Source organism: Streptomyces sp. NPDC003393, from assembly GCF_053589015.1.
Window position 1 is genome coordinate 58514 of record NZ_JBSFRB010000016.1, and the last position, 17674, is coordinate 76187.

The window sequence follows — 17674 nt, forward strand, 5'->3', positions numbered from 1 at the left end:
GAGACCCGAGTGTCCGTCGGCCCCCTTAGGCTGTACTGGCAGAATCTCTCAGGCTTGCAGGAAGGCGTACGTCGGTCATGGCGCAGCAGGACACCGATCAGCAGCACGCGGGCGTGCTCCCCGTGGACGACGAGGGCTATGTCGTCGACACCGGGGACTGCGAGGAGCGCGAGACGGCGTGGCGCGAGCGCGGTACCTCGCGGCCGATCACGGTCGTCGGCAACCCCGTGCTGCACAAGGAGTGCAAGGACGTCACCGAGTTCGGCGACGAGCTCCAGCAGCTGGTCGCGGACATGTTCGCCAGCCAGCGCACCGCCGAGGGCGTGGGCCTGGCCGCCAACCAGATCGGTGTCGACCTGAAGGTCTTCGTCTATGACTGCGGGGACGACGAGGGCGTGCGGCACGTCGGCGTGGTCTGCAACCCCAAGCTGGTCGAACTGCCCGCCGACCGCCGCCGCCTGGACGACAGCAACGAGGGCTGCCTGTCCGTGCCCACCGCATACGCGCCGCTGGCCCGCCCGGACTACGCCGAGGTCACCGGCCAGGACGAGCGGGGCAACCCGATCAAGGTGCGCGGCACCGGCTACTTCGCGCGCTGTTTGCAGCACGAGACCGACCACCTCTACGGCTACCTCTACATCGACCGGCTCTCCAAGCGGGAGCGCAAGGAAGCCCTGCGGCAGATGGCCGAGAACGCGCCGCGCTACCCCGTGGTCGCCAACGACTGAGGGGCCCGTTGCGCGGGGCGGGTGCCCCGTACGCGAGTGTCCCGTGTGTCCCCTGTGCACGGCGCCCGACCGGAACGACCGGTCGGGCGCCGCACTTGTGTGCGTCGGCATTCGATCGCCCGCGCGTGTCCGTCGAGCAAAAACCAGTCACACAAGGGGATATTCTCGGCATCCGGGGTAGTGAGTGGAGCAAATCCGTTCCCAGAACGGTCAGTTGTGGTGCTGAATGGGAGTGCGGGGATACGCGACGGCGTGCGCCGGGCACAGCGGAAGGGGCGGGCGCCACTGGCGGCTGAGAGGGGTTGTTCGTGCCAGCTTTCCCATACAGCACCACAACGACAGCGACTGCGGTCGCAGTACCATCATCGCTCGCTCTCCCGGTGATCGAGGCCGCGTTCCCCAGGCAACTCCATGCCTATTGGCCCAAACTCCAGGAGAAGACCCGCTGCTGGCTGCTGGAAAAACGGCTCATGCCGGCGGACAAGATCGAGGAACATGCCGACGGCTTGCGCTACACCGACCTGATGGCGGGCTACTACATCGGCGCGCCGGACGACGTGCTCCAGGCCATAGCGGACTACAGCGCCTGGTTCTTCCTCTGGGACGACCGGCACGACCGCGACATCGTCCACGGCCGGCCGGTCGCCTGGCGGCGGCTGCGGAGCGCACTGCACACGGCCCTCGACGCACCCCGGGAACACCTGCACCACCAGGACACCCTGGTCGCGGGGCTCGCGGACAGCGTGCTGCGGCTGTACTCGTTCCTGCCGGCCACATGGAACGCCCGCTTCGCCCGACACTTCCACACGGTGATCGAGGCGTACGACCGGGAGTTCCACAACCGCACCGAGGGCATCGTGCCCACCGTCGAGGAGTACCTCGCCCTGCGCCGACTCACCTTCGCGCACTGGATCTGGACGGACCTGCTGGAGCCGAGCGCGGGCCTGGAACTCCCGGACGCCGTACGGAAGCACCCCGCCTATCGGCGTCCGGCGTTGCTCAGCCAGGAATTCGCCGCCTGGTACAACGACCTGTGTTCGCTGCCCAAGGAAATCGCGGGTGACGAGGTGCACAACCTCGGGATAAGCCTTGTCAAACACGACGGGCTGACTCTCGAGGAGGCGATCGCGGAAATTCGCAGGCGCGTCGAGGAATGCATCTCCGAATTCCTCGTCGCGGAGCAGGAGGCTTTAGATTTCGCCGACGGCCTCGCGGACGGCACGGTGCGCGGAAAGGAACTGAGTGCCGCCGTACGGGCCTGCATCGGAAATATGCGCAACTGGTTCAGTTCCGTCTACTGGTTCCACCACGAGTCCGGCCGGTACATGGTCGACAGCTGGGACGACCGGTCGACGCCTCCGTACGTCAACAACGAAGCGGCAGGTGAGAAATGACCGTCGAGTCGGTGAAGTCCGAGACCCGGCCCGAGCCGGGAGCGGAACTGCGTGAGCCGCCCGTGGCCGAGGGGGCGCTCCCGCTCCTCGGACACGGCCTGAAACTGGCCCGCGACCCGCTGGCCTTCCTGGGCGGGCTGCGCGACCACGGCGACGTCGTCCGCCTCAGGCTCGGCCCCAAGACGGTGTACGCCGTCACCGCGCCGGCCCTCACCGGGGCGGTGGCCCTCAGTCCCGACTACATCATCGCCGGCCCGCTCTGGGAGTCCCTGGAGGGCCTGCTCGGCAAGGAGGGCGTGGCCACCGCCAACGGCCCGCAGCACCGGCGTCAGCGCCGCACCATCCAGCCCGCCTTCCGGCTCGACGCGATCCCCGAGTACGGGCCGATCATGGCCGAGGAGGCACATGCACTGGTGACGCGCTGGAGCTCCGGGAAGGTGCTCGACGTCACGACCGAGTCCTTCCGCGTGGCCGTCCGCGTCGCCGGCCGCTGCCTCATGCGCGGCAGGTACATGGACTCCCGCGCCGAGCGCATATGCGCCGCGCTGGCCACCCTGTTCAGCGGCATGTACCAGCGCATGGTGGTACCCCTCGGACCGCTATACAAGGTGCCGTTCAAGGCGAACCGCGAATTCAACCGGGCCTTGGCCGACTTGCACCTGCTGGTCGACGAGATCATCGCCGACCGGCGGGCGAGCGGTCAAAAACCGGACGATTTGCTGACGGCTTTGCTGGAGGCGAAGGACGAGAATGGCGAGCCCATTGGGGAACAGGAGATCCACGATCAGGTCGTCGCGATACTCACCGCAGGAAGCGAGACCGTGGGTTCCACGATCATGTCGCTGCTCCTCGTGCTCGCCGAGCACCCGGATCTCGGGGGCAAGATCCGGGACGAGGTGAAAACTGTTGCGGGGGACCGGCCGGTCGCATTCGACGACGTCCGAAAGCTGAGGTACACCACGAATGTCGTCGTCGAGACAATGCGGATGTATCCGGCCGTCTGGATTCTGACCCGGCGGGCGGTGACCGACACCCGGCTCGGCGGATACCGCATCCCCGAGGGCGCGGACCTCATCTACAGTCCGTACGCCATCCAGCACGACCACCGCTCCTACGAGCGCCCGGAGGACTTCGACCCCGATCGCTGGCTCCCGGAGCGGTCCAAGACGGTCCCGAAGCACGCGATGGAGCCGTTCAGCGTGGGCAACCGCAAGTGCCCGAGCGACCACTTCTCGATGGCCGAACTCACGCTGATCACCGCGGCGATCGCCGCCGCCTACCGCTTCGAGCAGGCCCCCGGCTCCGACCCCAGGCCGCGCATCGGCATCACCATGCGCCCGCGCCGCCTGCTGCTGCGGGCCCTGCCCCGCTGACCGGGCGGCACCCGGCCGGTCGGGCGGCACCCGGCCGGTCGGCGGGGCGACGGCCGGTCGACCGGACGGGTGCCCCGGTCATCGCCCCCCGGCCCGCTGACTTGCCGGGGACCCGTCCCGGAGCACGTGTTCAGGCGGCCTGCGGGCCCCTGAACGCGCGCCGGTAGGCGTTCGGGGTGGTGCCCAGCGCCCGCACGAACTGGTGCCGCAGCGCCGCCGCCGTGCCGAAACCGGACCGGTCCGCGATGGCGTCCATCGTCTCGTCCGTCGCCTCCAGCAGGTGCTGCGCCAGCAGCACCCGCTGACGCAGGATCCAGCGGTAGGGAGTGGTGCCCGTCTCCTGCTGGAAGCGGCGGGCGAAGGTGCGTGGCGACATGTGGGCGCGGGCGGCGAGCTGTTCCACGGTGACCTCCTCGTCGAGGTGCTGCTCCATCCACACCAGCACCTCGCCGACGGTGTCGCACGGCGACTTGGGCAGCGGACGCTCGATGTACTGCGCCTGACCGCCGTCCCGGTGCGGCGGCACCACCATCCGCCGGGCGATCTTGTTGGCCACCTCCGGCCCCTGTTCCTTGCGCACGATGTGCAGACAGGCGTCGATGCCGGCGGCCGTCCCCGCGGAGGTGATCACCGGGTCCTCGTCGACGTAGAGCACGTCCGGCTCGACGGTCGCGCCCGGATACTGCCGGGTCAGCTCCGCCGCATGGTGCCAGTGCACCGCGCACCGCCGCCCCTCCAGCAGCCCGGCCGCGCCCAGTACGAAGACCCCGGAGCACACGCTCAGCACCCGCGCGCCCCGGTCCACGGCCCGCCGCAGCGAGTCCAGCAGCTCGGGCGGGTACTCCCGGCGGGCGTAGTCGCTCCCGGCGGGTACCGCGATCAGGTCCGCCTCGTCGAGCCGGTCGAGTCCGTAGGACGTGCTGACGCTCAGGCCGCCCACATGGGTGCCCAGCGCCGGGCCCTCCGCCGAGACCACCGCGAAGTCGTACACCGGGAGTCCGTCGTCGCTGCGGTCGATGCCGAAGACCTCGCACACCACGCCGAGTTCGAAAGGATGCACGCCGTCCAGCAGGACGGCGGCCACGTTCTGCAGCATGCCCCCAGTCTGCCCTGTGAGTGGCAGGAATTTGAAGGTGTACGGCAGTCCTGCCACTGACGGTAAGGAGCATCGGGCGCGACAGTGGTGTGCATGAACGCAGACCAGACACAAGCCCTGATCGGAATGCCGGCGGCCTTCGGACTCCTGGTGCTGGTGATCCTCCCCTCGGTGATCGGCATGGTGCACGAGCGGCGCATCGACCGCCGGCTGAGGGCGGCTCAGAAGGGCCGAGAGGGCCACCGGGGCCGTGCGGACGAGGAGTTCGTCCGCACGGCCCCCGGGGAGCGAAGGGAGGATCAGAAGTCCTCGTCCAGGTCGACGGTGCCCTCCACCGCCACCTGGTACGCCGAGGGACGCCGCTCGAAAAAGTTGGTCAGCTCCTGAACGCCCTGGAGTTCCATGAAGGAGAAGGGGTTCTCCGAGCCGTACACCGGAGCGAAGCCGAGCCTCGCCAGCCGCTGGTCGGCCACGCACTCCAGGTACTGCCGCATCGAGTCGGTGTTCATCCCCGGGAGGCCGGCACCGCACAGGTCGCGCGCGAACTGCAGCTCGGCCTCGACGGCCTCCCGCAGCATGTCGGTGACCTGCCGCCCGAGTTCGTCGTCGAAGAGGTCCGGCTCCTCCTTGCGGACGGTGTCCACCACGTCGAAGGCGAACGACATGTGCATCGTCTCGTCACGGAACACCCAGTTGGTGCCGGTGGCCAGACCGTGCAGCAGGCCCCGGCTGCGGAACCAGTAGACGTACGCGAAGGCGCCGTAGAAGAACAGGCCCTCGATGCAGGCGGCGAAGCAGATCAGGTTGAGCAGGAACCGCCGGCGGTCGGCCCTGGTCTCCAGGCGGTCGATCTTCTCGACCTCGTTGATCCACTTGAAGCAGAACCCGGCCTTCTCGCGGATGGAGGGGATGTTCTCGACGGCCGCGAAGGCGGCGGCGCGGTCGTCCGGGTCGGGCAGATAGGTGTCCAGCAGCGTCAGGTAGAACTGGACGTGCACGGCCTCCTCGAACAGCTGCCGGCTCAGATAGAGCCGCGCCTCCGGCGAGTTGATGTGCTTGTACAGCGTCAGCACCAGGTTGTTGGCGACGATCGAGTCACCGGTCGCGAAGAAGGCGACCAGGCGGCCGATCAGGTGCTGCTCGGCGGGCGTGAGCCTGGCGAGGTCGGCGACGTCCGAGTGGAGGTCGACCTCCTCGACGGTCCAGGTGTTCTTGATGGCGTCCCGGTAGCGCTCGTAGAAGTCGGGGTAGCGCATGGGGCGCAGCGTCAGCTCGAAACCGGGGTCGAGGAGGGTCTGGGGTCGGTCGGTGGTGCTGGTCATCACTGGCAGGCCTCGCAGGACTCGGGGTTCTCAAGGGAGCAGGCGACCGCCTCGGGGTCGGCGACCTGCTGGACGGGGACGGTGGCGCGTGCCGCGCGGGCGATGCGGGTGGCCGGGCGGGAGCGCAGGTAGTACGTGGTCTTCAGGCCCTGCTTCCAGGCGTAGGCGTACATCGAGGACAGCTTGCCGATGGTCGGCGTCTCCAGGAACAGGTTCAGCGACTGGGCCTGGTCCAGGAACGGGGTCCGGGCCGCCGCCATGTCGATCAGTCCGCGCTGTGGGATCTCCCAGGCCGTGCGGTACAGACCCCGCACGTCCTCGGGGATCCAGGCGAAGTCCTGCACCGAGCCGTTCGCCTCGCGCAGCGCCTCACGGGTGCGGGCGTCCCAGACGCCGAGCTCCTTCAGCTCATCCACCAGATAGGAGTTGACCTGGAGGAACTCACCCGACAGCGTCTCGCGCTTGAACAGGTTGGAGACCTGCGGCTCGATGCACTCGTAGGCGCCGGCGATGGACGCGATGGTGGCGGTGGGCGCGATGGCCAGAAGCAGCGCGTTGCGCATGCCGACGGCGGCGACGCGTTCGCGCAGGGCGGCCCAGCGCTCCGGCCAGGTGAACTCGACGTCGTAGTGGTCGGGGTGCAGCACGCCCCGGGCGGCGCGGGTCTTCTCCCAGGCCGGCAGCGGCCCGTTGCGCTCGGCCAGGTCGGCGGACGCCTCGTACGCGGCGAGCATGATCCGCTCGGCGATGCGGGTGGACAGCGCCCTGGCCTCGGCGGAGTCGAAGGGCAGGCGCAGCTTGAAGAAGACGTCCTGGAGGCCCATGGCGCCCAGGCCGACGGGCCGCCACCTGGCGTTGGAGCGGCCCGCCTGCTCGGTCGGGTAGAAGTTGATGTCGACCACGCGGTCCAGGAAGGTGACGGCGGTGCGCACGGTCTCGTCCAGGCGCTCCCAGTCGAGATCATTGGTCGCCTTGTCGACAAAGGCACCCAGATTGACGGACCCCAGGTTGCAGACCGCCGTCTCCCCGTCGTCGGTGACTTCCAGGATCTCCGTGCAGAGGTTGGAGGAGTGGACGACGTGGCCCGGCTCGGCCGTCTGGTTGGCGGTGCGGTTGGCGGCGTCCTTGAAGGTCATCCAGCCGTTGCCGGTCTGCGCCAGGGTGCGCATCATCCGGCCGTACAGGTCCCGGGCGGGCATGGTCTTCTTCGCCCGTCCGGCCGCCTCCGCCCTGCGGTACGCGGCGTCGAACTCCGCACCCCACAGGTCCACCAGTTCCGGCACGTCCGACGGGGAGAACAGCGACCACTGCTCGTCGGCGCTGACCCGGCGCATGAACTCGTCCGGGACCCAGTGAGCCAGGTTGAGGTTGTGGGTGCGGCGGGCGTCCTCGCCGGTGTTGTCACGCAGCTCCAGGAACTCCTCGATGTCCGAGTGCCAGGTCTCCAGGTAGACCGCCGCGGCGCCCTTGCGCCGGCCGCCCTGGTTCACGGCCGCCACCGAGGCGTCCAGGGTCTTCAGGAACGGCACGATGCCGTTGGAGTGCCCGTTGGTGCCGCGGATCAGCGAACCCCGCGAGCGGATGCGGGAGTAGGCGATGCCGATGCCGCCGGCGTGCTTGGACAGCCGCGCGACCTGGTGGTAGCGCTCGTAGATGCTGTCCAGCTCGTCCCGGGGGGAGTCGAGCAGGTAGCAGGACGACATCTGGGGGTGGCGGGTGCCGGAGTTGAAGAGCGTGGGGGAGGAGGGCAGGTAGTCCAGGCGGCTCATGAGCCCGTAGAGCGCCGCGACGTCGTCCACCGACCGCGCGGTGTCGTCCTCGGCCAGACCGCTCGCGACCCGCAGCATGAAGTGCTGCGGTGTCTCGACCACCTTGCGGGTGATCGGGTGGCGCAGCAGATAGCGGCTGTGCAGCGTGCGCAGGCCGAAGTAGCCGAAGCGGTCGTCGGCGGCCGGATCGACCAGGGCGTCCAGCCGCTCGGCGTGCCGGCGTACGAACGCGGCGGTCCGGTCGGCGATCAGCCCCTCGCGGTGGCCCACGGCGACGGACTCCGTGAAGGACGTCACGCCCTGCGAGGCGGCCTCGGCCCGGATGGCGAGGGTCAGCAGCCGGGCGGCCAGCCGAGAGTAGGCGGGGTCCTCGGAGATGAGACCGGCGGCGGCCTCGGTGGCCAGATACCGCAGCTCCGCCTCGTCGGCGTGCGCCGAACGCCCGCGCAGCGCGGCGGCGGCCACCCGGCCGGGGTCGGCATCGGGGAGGTCGGCGGTCAGCTCGGTCAGCGTCCGCAGCAGCGCGGCACCGGGACCTTCGGCCTCCAGACCGGTGATGGAGCCTGTCGCTGAAGCCGGATCGGCTGGCGCGATGGTCACGTGGGGCTCTCCCTCGCTCGGCACGGGGCCTCATGGAGGGCAGGGAGCAGCGCACGGGCGCACGCGGCGCCGCGTCCACCGGCCCATTCCGCGAGGCCCGGACGTCAGGCACCCGGACCGGACGGCCGGGCGCACTGTCGGCAGGTCCTCGGACTGACGCTCGTACGACGGCACACGGGCAGCCGGAGATGACGGCATGCGGGCATACGCGGACGAGTACACCGTTGCGGGACAGTTCCGGATTCGCACCGGATTCCCCTGCGGTGACAGCGAGCATGAGCATACATCTTGTGCTGGGTGAGAAGGCCACCCCCATATGTTGTGTCGTGGCGACTGCGGAGCGTGTCAGAGCGGCAACTCGTAGGCGAGCAGCGTGATCTCGTCGAGGTGGGGGAGCGGGTTCCAGTCGCGCTCAGGGGTGCGCACGAAGCCCAGACGTTCGTAGATGCGATGAGCGGCGTGCATGGTGCGCTGGGTGGACAGCACCAGGCGGACACAGCCCTCGGTGCGCCGGGCCCGGTCCAGACAGGCCCGCACCAGGGCCTCGCCGGCGCCCCGGCCGCGCGCGGTCCGCGCGACCGCCAGCATCCGTATCTCGGCCTCGCCGGGCCTCGCGATGTCGGCCATCGGGCCGCCGGACGGCACGAAGGTGACCCCGCCGAGCACCCTGCCCTCCGCGACGGCCACCAGCACTTCGGCGGCGGCCGCCCGCTTGGCCACGTCCCTCAGTTCGCCCAGGTACGCGTCGCTCTCCCCGAAGTCGAGCAGCCCGTCGCCCAGATAGGCCTGGGCGGTGATCTCGCCGAGGGCGTCGTACTCGCCGGGCTCCGCCGGCCTGATCACGATGTCCATACGCCGAGTGTGCACGAGGGGTACGACAACGGGCCGCCGGATTTCTCCGGCGGCCCGTTGCGAGACGCTGCGGCCCGGTGAGAGGCGCAGGGTCAGAGGCGTACCGTCAGTGCGCGCTGTCGGCCGTGGCCGGCGGCAGCTCCACCGCGACGCCCGGGTCCCCCGCGTCGGCCGTGTAGTCCTCGGGCCGGGTCTCGTCGACGCCCGCGGGCGCCTTGACCGCGTTGAGGACGAAGGTCAGGACCACGGTGACGACCACGTTGAGCACGAACGCCGTCAGGCCGATGTAGCCGATCTCGCCGATGCCCGGGATCTCCTTGGCCGAGCCGCCGAAGTGCTTCTGCGTCGGCGAGGCGACCCCGTAGGCCGCGAGCGTGCCGTAGAGCATGCCGACCGCCCAGCCGGCGAGCAGCGCCCAGCGGTGGAACCACCGCGTGAACAGGCCGCCGACCAGGGCCGGGAAGGTCTGCAGGATCCAGATGCCGCCGAGCAGCTGGAAGTTGATGGCGACCGTCTTGTCCATGGTCAGGACGAAGATCAGCGCGCCCACCTTCACCAGCAGCGACACGATCTTGGAGACCCGGGTCTCCTCCTTCGCCGTCGCGTTCGGCTTGATGAAGTCCTTGTAGATGTTGCGGGTGAACAGGTTGGCCGCCGCGATCGACATGATGGCCGCCGGCACCAGCGCGCCGATGCCGATGGCCGCGAAGGCCACGCCCGTGAACCAGTCCGGGAACAGGTTCTCGAACAGCTGCGGGATCGCCAGCTGGCCGTTGTCGACCTTCACGCCCGCCGCGATCGCCATGAAGCCCAGGAGGGCGAGCAGGCCCAGCATGAGGGAGTACAACGGCAGGATCGTGGTGTTGCGGCGGATCACCTCACGGCTGCGCGAGGACAGCGTCGCGGTGATCGAGTGCGGGTACATGAAGAGCGCCAGCGCGGAACCCAGGGCCAGCGTGGCATACGTCCACTGACCTCCCGACGCGGTCACGATGCCACCCTTGCCCGCCGCGGTGAACTTCGCGTTGGCGGCCGCGAAGATGTCGTCGAATCCGCCCAGCTTGATCGGGATGTAGATGATCGCGACCGCGATGACGAGGTAGATCAGCCCGTCCTTGACGAACGCGATCAGCGCGGGGGCGCGCAGGCCCGACGAGTAGGTGTACGCCGCGAGCACGGCGAAGGCGATCAGCAGCGGCAGGTCCTTCACGAACCAGTTGGTGTTGTCGCCGCCGCCTATGCCCAGCACGTCCAGCACCGCCTGGATGCCGACGAGCTGGAGGGCGATGTACGGCATGGTCGCCAGGATGCCGGTGATGGCCACGACCAGCGACAGGCCTTTGGAGCCGAACCGGCCGCGCACGAAGTCGGAGGTCGTCACGTATCCGTGCCGGTGCGAGACCGACCACAGACGGGGCAGGAACGTGAAGATCAGCGGGTACACGATGATCGTGTACGGCACCGCGAAGAAGCCGGCCGCGCCGGTCGCGTAGATCGCCGCCGGGACGGCGACGAAGGTGTACGCGGTGTACAGGTCGCCGCCGAGCAGGAACCAGGTGATCCAGGTGCCGAACGACCTGCCGCCCAGGCCCCACTCGTCGAGGGTGTGCTCGTTCTCGGCCCTGCGCCACCGCGCGGCCAGGAAGCCCATGACGGTGACGAGCAGGAAGAAGAAGATGAAGACGCCGAGCGCGACGCCGTTCACGCCGTCCTTCATTCCGCCGCACCTCCCTCCGCGGGAGCACTGGTCCTACGGCTGCGCTGGTCGTGCTGCCAGAGCCGGTAGGCGATCATGGTCAGTGCGGTGGAGATGATCACCCACAGCATCTGGTACCAGTAGAAGAACGGGATACCGATGAACGTGGGATCCGTCTTGGCGTACGAACCGACCCACAGCATCGCCACAAAGGGCGCGACGAGGCAGAGGCCGATGACGACCCTTATGGGGGTCACCGCCCCTCTGCCGACTTCTGGGGCTTCTGACATGTGCGGCTCCGTCCCCTCGCTGAGCAAGCGTGATCGTTTGTGATCGCCTGTGTAATGCGCAGGCAATCTAGGTCACGGTGGCTCGATACGGAACCCCTTGTCCGTATAACGGTTAGGGGTCGGTTTGGACGCCGACCGCCAGGTCAGGCCGCAGATGCCGGTCTGCGGGCCGCTTCGGACGCGCCCCGCGGCCCTGGGTCGAAAATCAGCCAGCGGGCTCCGGTCGGCCCGCGGCCGTGCCGGCGCCGGTCCGCAGGGCTGCATCGGGCGTGCCACGCCGCAGTGTCGAAAGGCCTGGGATGCCAGCCGGCCTGACCGCGGGCAGGCGTCAGTGCGCGGGCCGCTTCAGTCGTGCGACGCTGCATGTTCCCGGGGGGTGACCCCCGGACCCCCAGCCGGTCTCCACGTCCGCCGGTGTCAGTCCGCGGGCCGCTTCAGCCGTGCGACGAACTTGTAGCGGTCCCCGCGGTAGACCGAGCGCACCCACTCCACGGGTTGGCCCGTGCGGTCCAGGGAGTGGCGGGAGAGCAGCAGCATCGGCAGGCCCACGTCGGTGCCGAGCAGGCCCGCCTCGCGCGGCGTGGCCAGGGAGGTCTCGATGGTCTCCTCGGCCTCGGCGAGGTGGACGTCGTAGACCTCGGCGAGGGCCGTGTACAGGGAGGTGTACTTCACCAGGCTGCGGCGCAGGGCCGGGAAGCGCTTGGCGGAAAGATGGGTGGTCTCGATGGCCATGGGCTCGCCGTTGGCCATGCGCAGCCGCTCGATGCGCAGCACGCGCCCGCCGGCGCTGATGTCGAGCAGGTCCGCGAGGCGGTCGTCGGCGGTGATGTAGCCGATGTCGAGGAGCTGCGAGGTCGGCTCCAGGCCCTGGGCGCGCATGTCCTCGGTGTACGAGGTCAGTTGCAGCGCCTGGGAGACCTTGGGCTTGGCGACGAAGGTGCCCTTGCCCTGGATGCGTTCCAGTCGGCCCTCGACCACCAGCTCCTGAAGCGCCTGGCGCACCGTCGTGCGCGAGGTGTCGAACTCGGCCGCCAGTGTCCGCTCGGGTGGCACCGGTGTCCCGGGCGCCTGCGTCTGGGTCATGTCGAGCAGATGCTTCTTCAGGCGGTAGTACTTGGGCACGCGCGCGGTACGGACGGTCGCCCCACCCTCGTTCTCCGCACTGCTGACGTCGGTGCTCATGCTCTGCCTTCCCGGCTCCAGTGCCGAAGCGGCCGACATCCCCATCGGCCACGGCTCACATCGTGGCACGGCTTCGTGTCTCGGGTGGCCACCCGCACGCTCCGTGATCTCCTCTGTATACCGTCGTGACCCCCGCTGGTCTAGTCCATCTTCACCGGGTGGGGTGGTGGTTCGTGCGAACCGGCGTACGGAGAGGGGGACATGACGTCCAGTGGTCCACCGCCGGCCGAGAGGAATCACGGCATCCGTTTGACCGGATGGGCAATGAAAGGTCCCTGCATATCGCGGTCCCGTAACGGACCACCTGAGCGGGTCGGCGCACTCTTGACAGCCCTATTGGTCTGGGCCAAGCTCCCCGTACTGGTCTACACCATTGGTCCAGGTCCCGGCCCCAAGGGCGGTGTGCGCTGACGCTCGACCGTCGCTCAACCGCGGGGAGGCAGGGGGGTTTGTGGCATCCCTGAGGAGGGTGGCGTGAAGCGCAAGCTGGTTGCCGCGATCGGTATCGCGGGCATGATGGTTTCCATCGCCGCGTGCGGGAGTGACAAGAAGGACGGGGGCTCCGACAAGGGGGCGGACGCCAAGGAGCTGACCGTCTGGCTCACCGTCGACGCTCAGAACAACTGGCCGGAACTGGTCAAGGCGGCCGACGACGCGGTGACGAAGAAGCACCCGGGCCTGAAGATCAAGCACGAGTACTACGGCTGGCCGGACAAGAACACCAAGCTGGACGCGGTCCTCGCCACCGACAAGGCCCCCGACGTGGTCGAGATGGGCAACACCGAGATGCTCGGCTACATGGTCAAGGGCGCCTTCGCCCCGGTGGACCCGGCCAAGTTCGACAACTCCTCCGCCTGGCTGGACGGCCTCAAGGCCTCGGTCACCTACGACGGCAAGACCTACGGCGTCCCCTACTACGCGGGCGGCCGTGTCGCCAACTGGCGCAAGGACGTCTTCGCCGCGGCCGGCGTCAAGTCGACCCCGAAGACCTACCAGGAGCTCACCGCCGACCTGGACAAGGTGCAGAAGAAGCAGGGCGGCAAGTTCAACGCCTGGTACCAGCCCACCCGTGACTGGTACGCGGCCATGTCCTTCCTCTACGACGCCGGCGGCTCCATCGCCAAGGAGGAGGGCGGCCAGTGGAAGGCCAACCTCTCCTCGCCCGAGTCGATCAAGGGCCTGAACGAGTTCAAGAACATCGTCGACAAGTACATGCACGGCGACAAGACCAAGGACGAGTCCGACCGTTACATCGTCTACGGCCAGGGCAAGTCCGGCATGATCTTCGGCGCCGCCTGGGAGGGCGCGACCGCCGCCGACCCGAAGAACGACAAGACCGGCAAGCTCAAGGACAACCTCGAGAACTTCGTGATGCCCGGCCCGTCCGGCAAGAACATGCCGGTGTTCCTCGGTGGTTCGGACCTCGCCGTCCCGGTGAAGTCCAAGGCCCAGGGCCTCGCCGCCGAGTGGATCAACGCCTTCACCGGCCCCGCCGGCCAGAAGGGCCTGATCGCCAAGGGCAACCTGCCCAACAACAAGACGGACCTCGCGACGCTGAAGAGCGACCCGACGACCGCCGTCCCGGCCACCGCGGCCGAGTCCAACTGGTTCGTCCCGATGGCCCCGGGCTGGGGCCAGGTCGAGAAGGCCCAGGTGCTCCAGACCATGCTGCAGAACATCGGCACCGGCAAGAAGTCGGTCGAGACCGCCGCCAAGGAGGCGGACGCCGCGATCGACAAGGTCATCAACACCAAGTGACCGGCGCAGGGTCCCGTCACCGGCGGGGCCCTGCTTCTCGCACGGCCGCGCAGTGGGTTCGGCTCCCGCGCGGCCGTGCAGGGCTATGCCTCCGTATGACCTGAGGGACCGCTGAGGAGCGCGCGATGAGTGCCGCAGACACGACCACCCCTGCCAAGGTGCCGCCGCCGCGGCAGGCGCCGCCACCGGCCGGCCCGGGCCGGACTCGCAGACAGCGGACGCCGGGCGGGGCCGCGACCCCCTGGCTGCTGCTCGCGCCCTGCCTGGTGACCCTGGCCCTGGTCATGGCCTATCCGCTGGCGCGGCTGGTGACCCTGTCCTTCCAGAAGTTCGGCCAGCCGCAGCTGTGGGGCTTCCAGTCCCCCGACTGGGTCGGCTTCAGCAACTTCGCGGGCGTGCTGAGCGACAGCGAGTTCTGGGCGGTCGTCGTGCGCACGGTCGTCTTCGCCGTCGGCTGCGTGGTCCTCACGATGGTCGCCGGCATGGCCCTCGCACTGTTGCTGCAGCGGGTCTCGGGCTGGGTGAAGACGCTGATCAACATCGTGCTGGTGGCCAGCTGGGGCATGCCCGTCATCGTGGCCACCACCGTCTTCAAGTGGCTCTTCGACTCCGACTACGGCGTCTTCAACGCGCTGCTCAGCAAATTGCCGGGGGTCGACATGGTCGGCCACAACTGGTTCGCCAGCGGTCCCCAGGGCCTGGCCGTGATCACGCTGCTGGTGGTGTGGGGCGCGGTGCCGTTCGTGGTCATCACGCTCAGCGCCGGCCTGACCCAGGTGCCCAAGGAACTGGAGGAGGCCGCACGGCTGGACGGCGCGGGCGGCTGGGGCGTCTTCCGCCACGTCACCCTGCCCATCCTCAAACCGATCATCGTGATGCTCACGACGCTGTCGGTGATCTGGGACATGGGCGTCTTCCCGCAGGTGTTCGTCATGCGCAACGGCCACCCCGAGGCGGAGTTCCAGATCCTCAACACCTACTCCTACGACCGCGCCTTCGTGGTCAACGACTACGCGCAGGGCTCGGCGATCGCCCTGATCACCGTGTTGCTGCTGCTGGGTGTGGTCGCCGTCTACATGCGCCAGATGCTGCAGATCGGAGAAGTCGAATGAGCAGCATGAGCGGCACGAGCACGGCCGCCACTCCGGTCCGCCGCCGGACGTCGAAGCTCGGCTGGAACCTGCTCGGCCTCGTCGTCGTCCTCGTCGCCGGCTTCCCCCTCTACTGGATGCTGAACACGGCGTTCAAGCCGGCCAAGGACGCCATCGACCCGGACCCGAGCCTGCTGCCGACCGGCATCACGCTGAGCAACTTCCGCCGAGCCCTGGACATCGCCGACTTCTGGGGGCCGGTCGGCCGCAGCCTCGCCGTGTCGCTGTCGGTGGTGGTGATCGGCGTGGTGGTCGGCATGCTGGCCGCGCTCGCCATCTCCCGCTTCGCCTTCCGCGGCCGGAAGATCGTGATCGTGGGCATCCTGGCGGTGCAGATGGTCCCGCTGGTCGCCATGATCATCCCGGTCTTCCTGCTGCTGAACGACCTGGGCCAGTACGACAAGCTGACCGGCCTCATCATCACCTACCTGACCTTCATCCTCCCCTTCACGGTGTGGACGCTGCGCGGTTTCATCGTCAACATCCCGCGGGAACTGGAGGAGGCGGCCATGGTCGACGGCTGCTCGCGCACGGGTGCCTTCATCCGCGTGGTCTTCCCGTTGCTCGCCCCCGGCCTGGTCGCCACCTCGGTCTACGGCTTCATCCAGGCCTGGAACGAGTACCTGTACGCCCTGATGCTGCTGAGCCAGGAGCACCAGACCGCCACTGTCTGGCTCGGCAACTTCACCACCAAGCACGGCACCGAGTACGCCCCGATGATGGCCGGAGCCACCATGATGGCCGTGCCCATCGTCGTCCTGTTCCTCCTCGTCCAGCGCAAGATGGCCGCGGGCCTGACCGCCGGCGCCGTGAAGGGATAACGCCACCAGATGACGACAACCGCCAGCGGCACCACTGCGCCCCAGGGCAAGAAGGACGCCCTCACACGCGACGCGCTGACCGTCCTTCAACCCGGCTTCACCGGCACCACCGCCCCCGACTGGCTGCTGCGGCGCCTCGGTGAGGGCCTGGCCTCGGTCGGCCTGTTCGGCCGCAACATCGCCTCGCCCGAACAACTCGCCGTGCTGACGGCCCAGTTGCGCGCCGAGCGCGAAGACGTCCTGGTCGCCATCGACGAGGAGGGCGGCGACGTCACCCGCCTGGAGGTGCGCACGGGCTCCAGCTTCCCCGGCAACCACGCACTCGGTGCGGTGGACGACGTGGAGCTGACCCGGGCCGTGGCCCGCGAACTCGGCAGGCGGCTCGCCGAGTGCGGGGTCAACCTCAACTGGGCCCCGTCCGCCGACGTCAACTCCAACCCGGACAACCCGGTGATCGGCGTCCGCTCCTTCGGCGCCTCCACCGAGCTGGCCGCCAGGCACACCGCCGCCTACGTCACCGGCCTGCAGTCCGCGGGCATCGCCGCCTGCACCAAGCACTTCCCCGGTCACGGCGACACCGCGGTCGACTCCCACCACGCGATGCCCCGCATCGACGTGGACACCGACGTGCTCCAGGCGCGCGAACTGGCGCCGTTCCGCGCGGCGATCGCCGCCCGCACCAAGGCGGTGATGAGCGCCCACATCCTGGTCCCCGCGCTCGACCCGGACCGCCCGGGCACCCTGTCCCGCCGTGTGCTCACGGAGCTGCTGCGCGACGAGATGGGCTACGACGGCCTGATCGTCACCGACGGCATGGAGATGCGGGCCATCGCGGACACCTACGGCATCGAGCGGGGCAGCGTCCTCGCCATCGCGGCGGGCGCCGACGCGATCTGCGTGGGCGGCGGCCTCGCGGACGAGGGGACCGTACTGAGCCTGTGCGACGCCCTGGTCGCAGCGGTCCGCTCCGGCGAACTCCCCGAGGAACGGCTCGCGGACGCGGCGGAACGGGTGCGCTCCCTGGCCCGCTGGACCTCGACCGCCGCGGCGGCGGCCCACGCCGCCGCCGACCCGGAGGTCGGGCTGCGAGCCGCGCGCCGTGCGCTGCGGGTCACCGTGGCCGAGCCGTTCACCCCCCTCACCGAGCCTCCGTACGTCGCGGCCCTCACTCCCGTCGCCAACATCGCCGTCGGTGACGAGACCCCGTGGGGTGTGGCCGCGGAGCTTCTCCGCCTCCTGCCCGGCACGGAGACCGGCAGCTTCACCGGCGACGACGCGGGCCGTACGGTCCTGGAGGCCGCCGGCCCCCGGCGTGTGGTGGCCGTCGTCCGCGACGAGCACCGCCACCCCTGGATGACGACCGCCCTCGACGTGCTCCTCGAGGCCCGCCCCGACACGATCGTCGTCGAGATGGGCGTCCCCCAGGCACCCCCCCGAGGAGCCCTCCACCTCGCCACCCACGGCGCCGCCCGCGTCTGCGGCCGAGCGGCGGCCGAGGTGATCGCGGGCGCATGACGGGACACCACCGCGACCCGTGACAGCGTTGTCGCAGTGGTTCCTCGGCTTCAGCCCCACGACCACGGCGGCGTGACGGCATGCCTGATGGCGCCGTCGCCCGGGTCCGGCCCGGCCGCCGCCGCGA

14 protein-coding genes and 1 riboswitch are annotated in these 17674 nt (G+C 69.4%); of the genes, 7 read left to right on the forward strand and 7 right to left on the reverse strand.

What is annotated here, in order from left to right; genetic code table 11:
* The first annotated feature begins 77 nt into the window (after positions 1-77).
* The 3 genes from def to ACWDUZ_RS17830 all read left to right on the forward strand — a co-directional run bounded on the left by def (position 78) and on the right by ACWDUZ_RS17830 (position 3495).
* Positions 78-728, forward strand: a complete 651-nt coding sequence (gene def, locus ACWDUZ_RS17820) for a peptide deformylase (protein WP_451632742.1) — start codon at positions 78-80, stop codon at positions 726-728.
* Between the two features lie 308 nt (positions 729-1036).
* Positions 1037-2122 carry an epi-isozizaene synthase gene (cyc1, locus tag ACWDUZ_RS17825; RefSeq protein ID WP_451632743.1) on the forward strand — a complete coding sequence of 362 codons (1086 nt, stop codon included), beginning with the start codon at positions 1037-1039 and terminating at the stop codon, positions 2120-2122.
* Positions 2119-3495: a bifunctional albaflavenone monooxygenase/terpene synthase gene (locus ACWDUZ_RS17830; protein ID WP_451632744.1), complete on the forward strand. Its 1377-nt coding sequence runs from the start codon at positions 2119-2121 to the stop codon at positions 3493-3495. Before cyc1 ends, ACWDUZ_RS17830 begins: the two co-directional genes overlap by 4 nt.
* A 130-nt stretch (positions 3496-3625) precedes the next feature.
* Here the strand turns inward: ACWDUZ_RS17830 and ACWDUZ_RS17835 are convergent, their stop codons facing one another.
* From ACWDUZ_RS17835 to ACWDUZ_RS17865, 7 genes are all read right to left on the reverse strand, one after another.
* Positions 3626-4591, reverse strand: coding sequence for a GlxA family transcriptional regulator (locus tag ACWDUZ_RS17835; protein WP_451632745.1), 966 nt, complete (start codon positions 4589-4591; stop codon positions 3626-3628).
* Positions 4592-4890: 299 nt separating this feature from the next.
* Positions 4891-5913: a ribonucleotide-diphosphate reductase subunit beta gene (locus tag ACWDUZ_RS17840; RefSeq protein ID WP_451632746.1), complete on the reverse strand. Its 1023-nt coding sequence runs from the start codon at positions 5911-5913 to the stop codon at positions 4891-4893.
* Positions 5913-8282 carry a ribonucleoside-diphosphate reductase subunit alpha gene (locus tag ACWDUZ_RS17845; protein WP_451632747.1) on the reverse strand — a complete coding sequence of 790 codons (2370 nt, stop codon included), beginning with the start codon at positions 8280-8282 and terminating at the stop codon, positions 5913-5915. The genes ACWDUZ_RS17840 and ACWDUZ_RS17845 overlap by 1 nt, the downstream gene beginning before the upstream one ends.
* Positions 8283-8404: 122 nt before the next feature.
* Positions 8405-8565, reverse strand: a riboswitch (cobalamin riboswitch).
* Between the two features lie 62 nt (positions 8566-8627).
* Positions 8628-9134 carry a GNAT family N-acetyltransferase gene (locus ACWDUZ_RS17850; RefSeq protein ID WP_451632748.1) on the reverse strand — a complete coding sequence of 169 codons (507 nt, stop codon included), beginning with the start codon at positions 9132-9134 and terminating at the stop codon, positions 8628-8630.
* A 106-nt stretch (positions 9135-9240) separates the two neighbouring features.
* Positions 9241-10851, reverse strand: coding sequence for a monocarboxylate uptake permease MctP (gene mctP / locus ACWDUZ_RS17855; RefSeq protein WP_451632749.1), 1611 nt, complete (start codon positions 10849-10851; stop codon positions 9241-9243).
* Positions 10848-11120 carry a DUF3311 domain-containing protein gene (locus tag ACWDUZ_RS17860; protein ID WP_451632750.1) on the reverse strand — a complete coding sequence of 91 codons (273 nt, stop codon included), beginning with the start codon at positions 11118-11120 and terminating at the stop codon, positions 10848-10850. Before ACWDUZ_RS17860 ends, mctP begins: the two co-directional genes overlap by 4 nt.
* A gap of 417 nt (positions 11121-11537) precedes the next feature.
* Positions 11538-12302 carry a GntR family transcriptional regulator gene (locus tag ACWDUZ_RS17865; protein WP_451632751.1) on the reverse strand — a complete coding sequence of 255 codons (765 nt, stop codon included), beginning with the start codon at positions 12300-12302 and terminating at the stop codon, positions 11538-11540.
* A 474-nt stretch (positions 12303-12776) separates the two neighbouring features.
* Here ACWDUZ_RS17865 and ACWDUZ_RS17870 point away from each other — a divergent pair, with 474 nt between their 5' ends.
* From ACWDUZ_RS17870 to ACWDUZ_RS17885, 4 genes are all read left to right on the forward strand, one after another.
* Positions 12777-14060 (forward strand): extracellular solute-binding protein, encoded by a 1284-nt coding sequence (locus ACWDUZ_RS17870; protein WP_451632752.1) that lies wholly within the window; start codon positions 12777-12779, stop codon positions 14058-14060.
* A gap of 125 nt (positions 14061-14185) precedes the next feature.
* The gene (locus ACWDUZ_RS17875; protein WP_451632753.1) at positions 14186-15172 is read left to right on the forward strand and encodes a carbohydrate ABC transporter permease; all 987 of its coding nucleotides are present in this window, start codon (positions 14186-14188) and stop codon (positions 15170-15172) included.
* Positions 15173-15177: 5 nt separating this feature from the next.
* Positions 15178-16032, forward strand: a complete 855-nt coding sequence (locus ACWDUZ_RS17880; protein ID WP_451632754.1) for a carbohydrate ABC transporter permease — start codon at positions 15178-15180, stop codon at positions 16030-16032.
* 9 nt (positions 16033-16041) lie between these two features.
* Positions 16042-17547, forward strand: a complete 1506-nt coding sequence (locus ACWDUZ_RS17885) for a glycoside hydrolase family 3 protein (RefSeq protein WP_451632755.1) — start codon at positions 16042-16044, stop codon at positions 17545-17547.
* Positions 17548-17674: the final 127 nt, after the last annotated feature.

Bases quoted from the DNA above. Each gene is read 5' to 3' on its own strand.
- ACWDUZ_RS17865 (WP_451632751.1), bottom strand. From the start codon at position 12,302: ATGAGCACCGACGTCAGCAGTGCGGAGAACGAGGGTGGGGCGACCGTC.
- mctP (WP_451632749.1), bottom strand. From the start codon at position 10,851: ATGAAGGACGGCGTGAACGGCGTCGCGCTCGGCGTCTTCATCTTCTTC.
- ACWDUZ_RS17850 (WP_451632748.1), bottom strand. From the start codon at position 9,134: ATGGACATCGTGATCAGGCCGGCGGAGCCCGGCGAGTACGACGCCCTC.
- ACWDUZ_RS17880 (WP_451632754.1), top strand. From the start codon at position 15,178: ATGAGCGGCACGAGCACGGCCGCCACTCCGGTCCGCCGCCGGACGTCG.
- ACWDUZ_RS17885 (WP_451632755.1), top strand. From the start codon at position 16,042: ATGACGACAACCGCCAGCGGCACCACTGCGCCCCAGGGCAAGAAGGAC.
- ACWDUZ_RS17860 (WP_451632750.1), bottom strand. From the start codon at position 11,120: ATGTCAGAAGCCCCAGAAGTCGGCAGAGGGGCGGTGACCCCCATAAGG.
- ACWDUZ_RS17840 (WP_451632746.1), bottom strand. From the start codon at position 5,913: ATGACCAGCACCACCGACCGACCCCAGACCCTCCTCGACCCCGGTTTC.
- def (WP_451632742.1), top strand. From the start codon at position 78: ATGGCGCAGCAGGACACCGATCAGCAGCACGCGGGCGTGCTCCCCGTG.
- ACWDUZ_RS17875 (WP_451632753.1), top strand. From the start codon at position 14,186: ATGAGTGCCGCAGACACGACCACCCCTGCCAAGGTGCCGCCGCCGCGG.
- ACWDUZ_RS17835 (WP_451632745.1), bottom strand. From the start codon at position 4,591: ATGCTGCAGAACGTGGCCGCCGTCCTGCTGGACGGCGTGCATCCTTTC.
- ACWDUZ_RS17830 (WP_451632744.1), top strand. From the start codon at position 2,119: ATGACCGTCGAGTCGGTGAAGTCCGAGACCCGGCCCGAGCCGGGAGCG.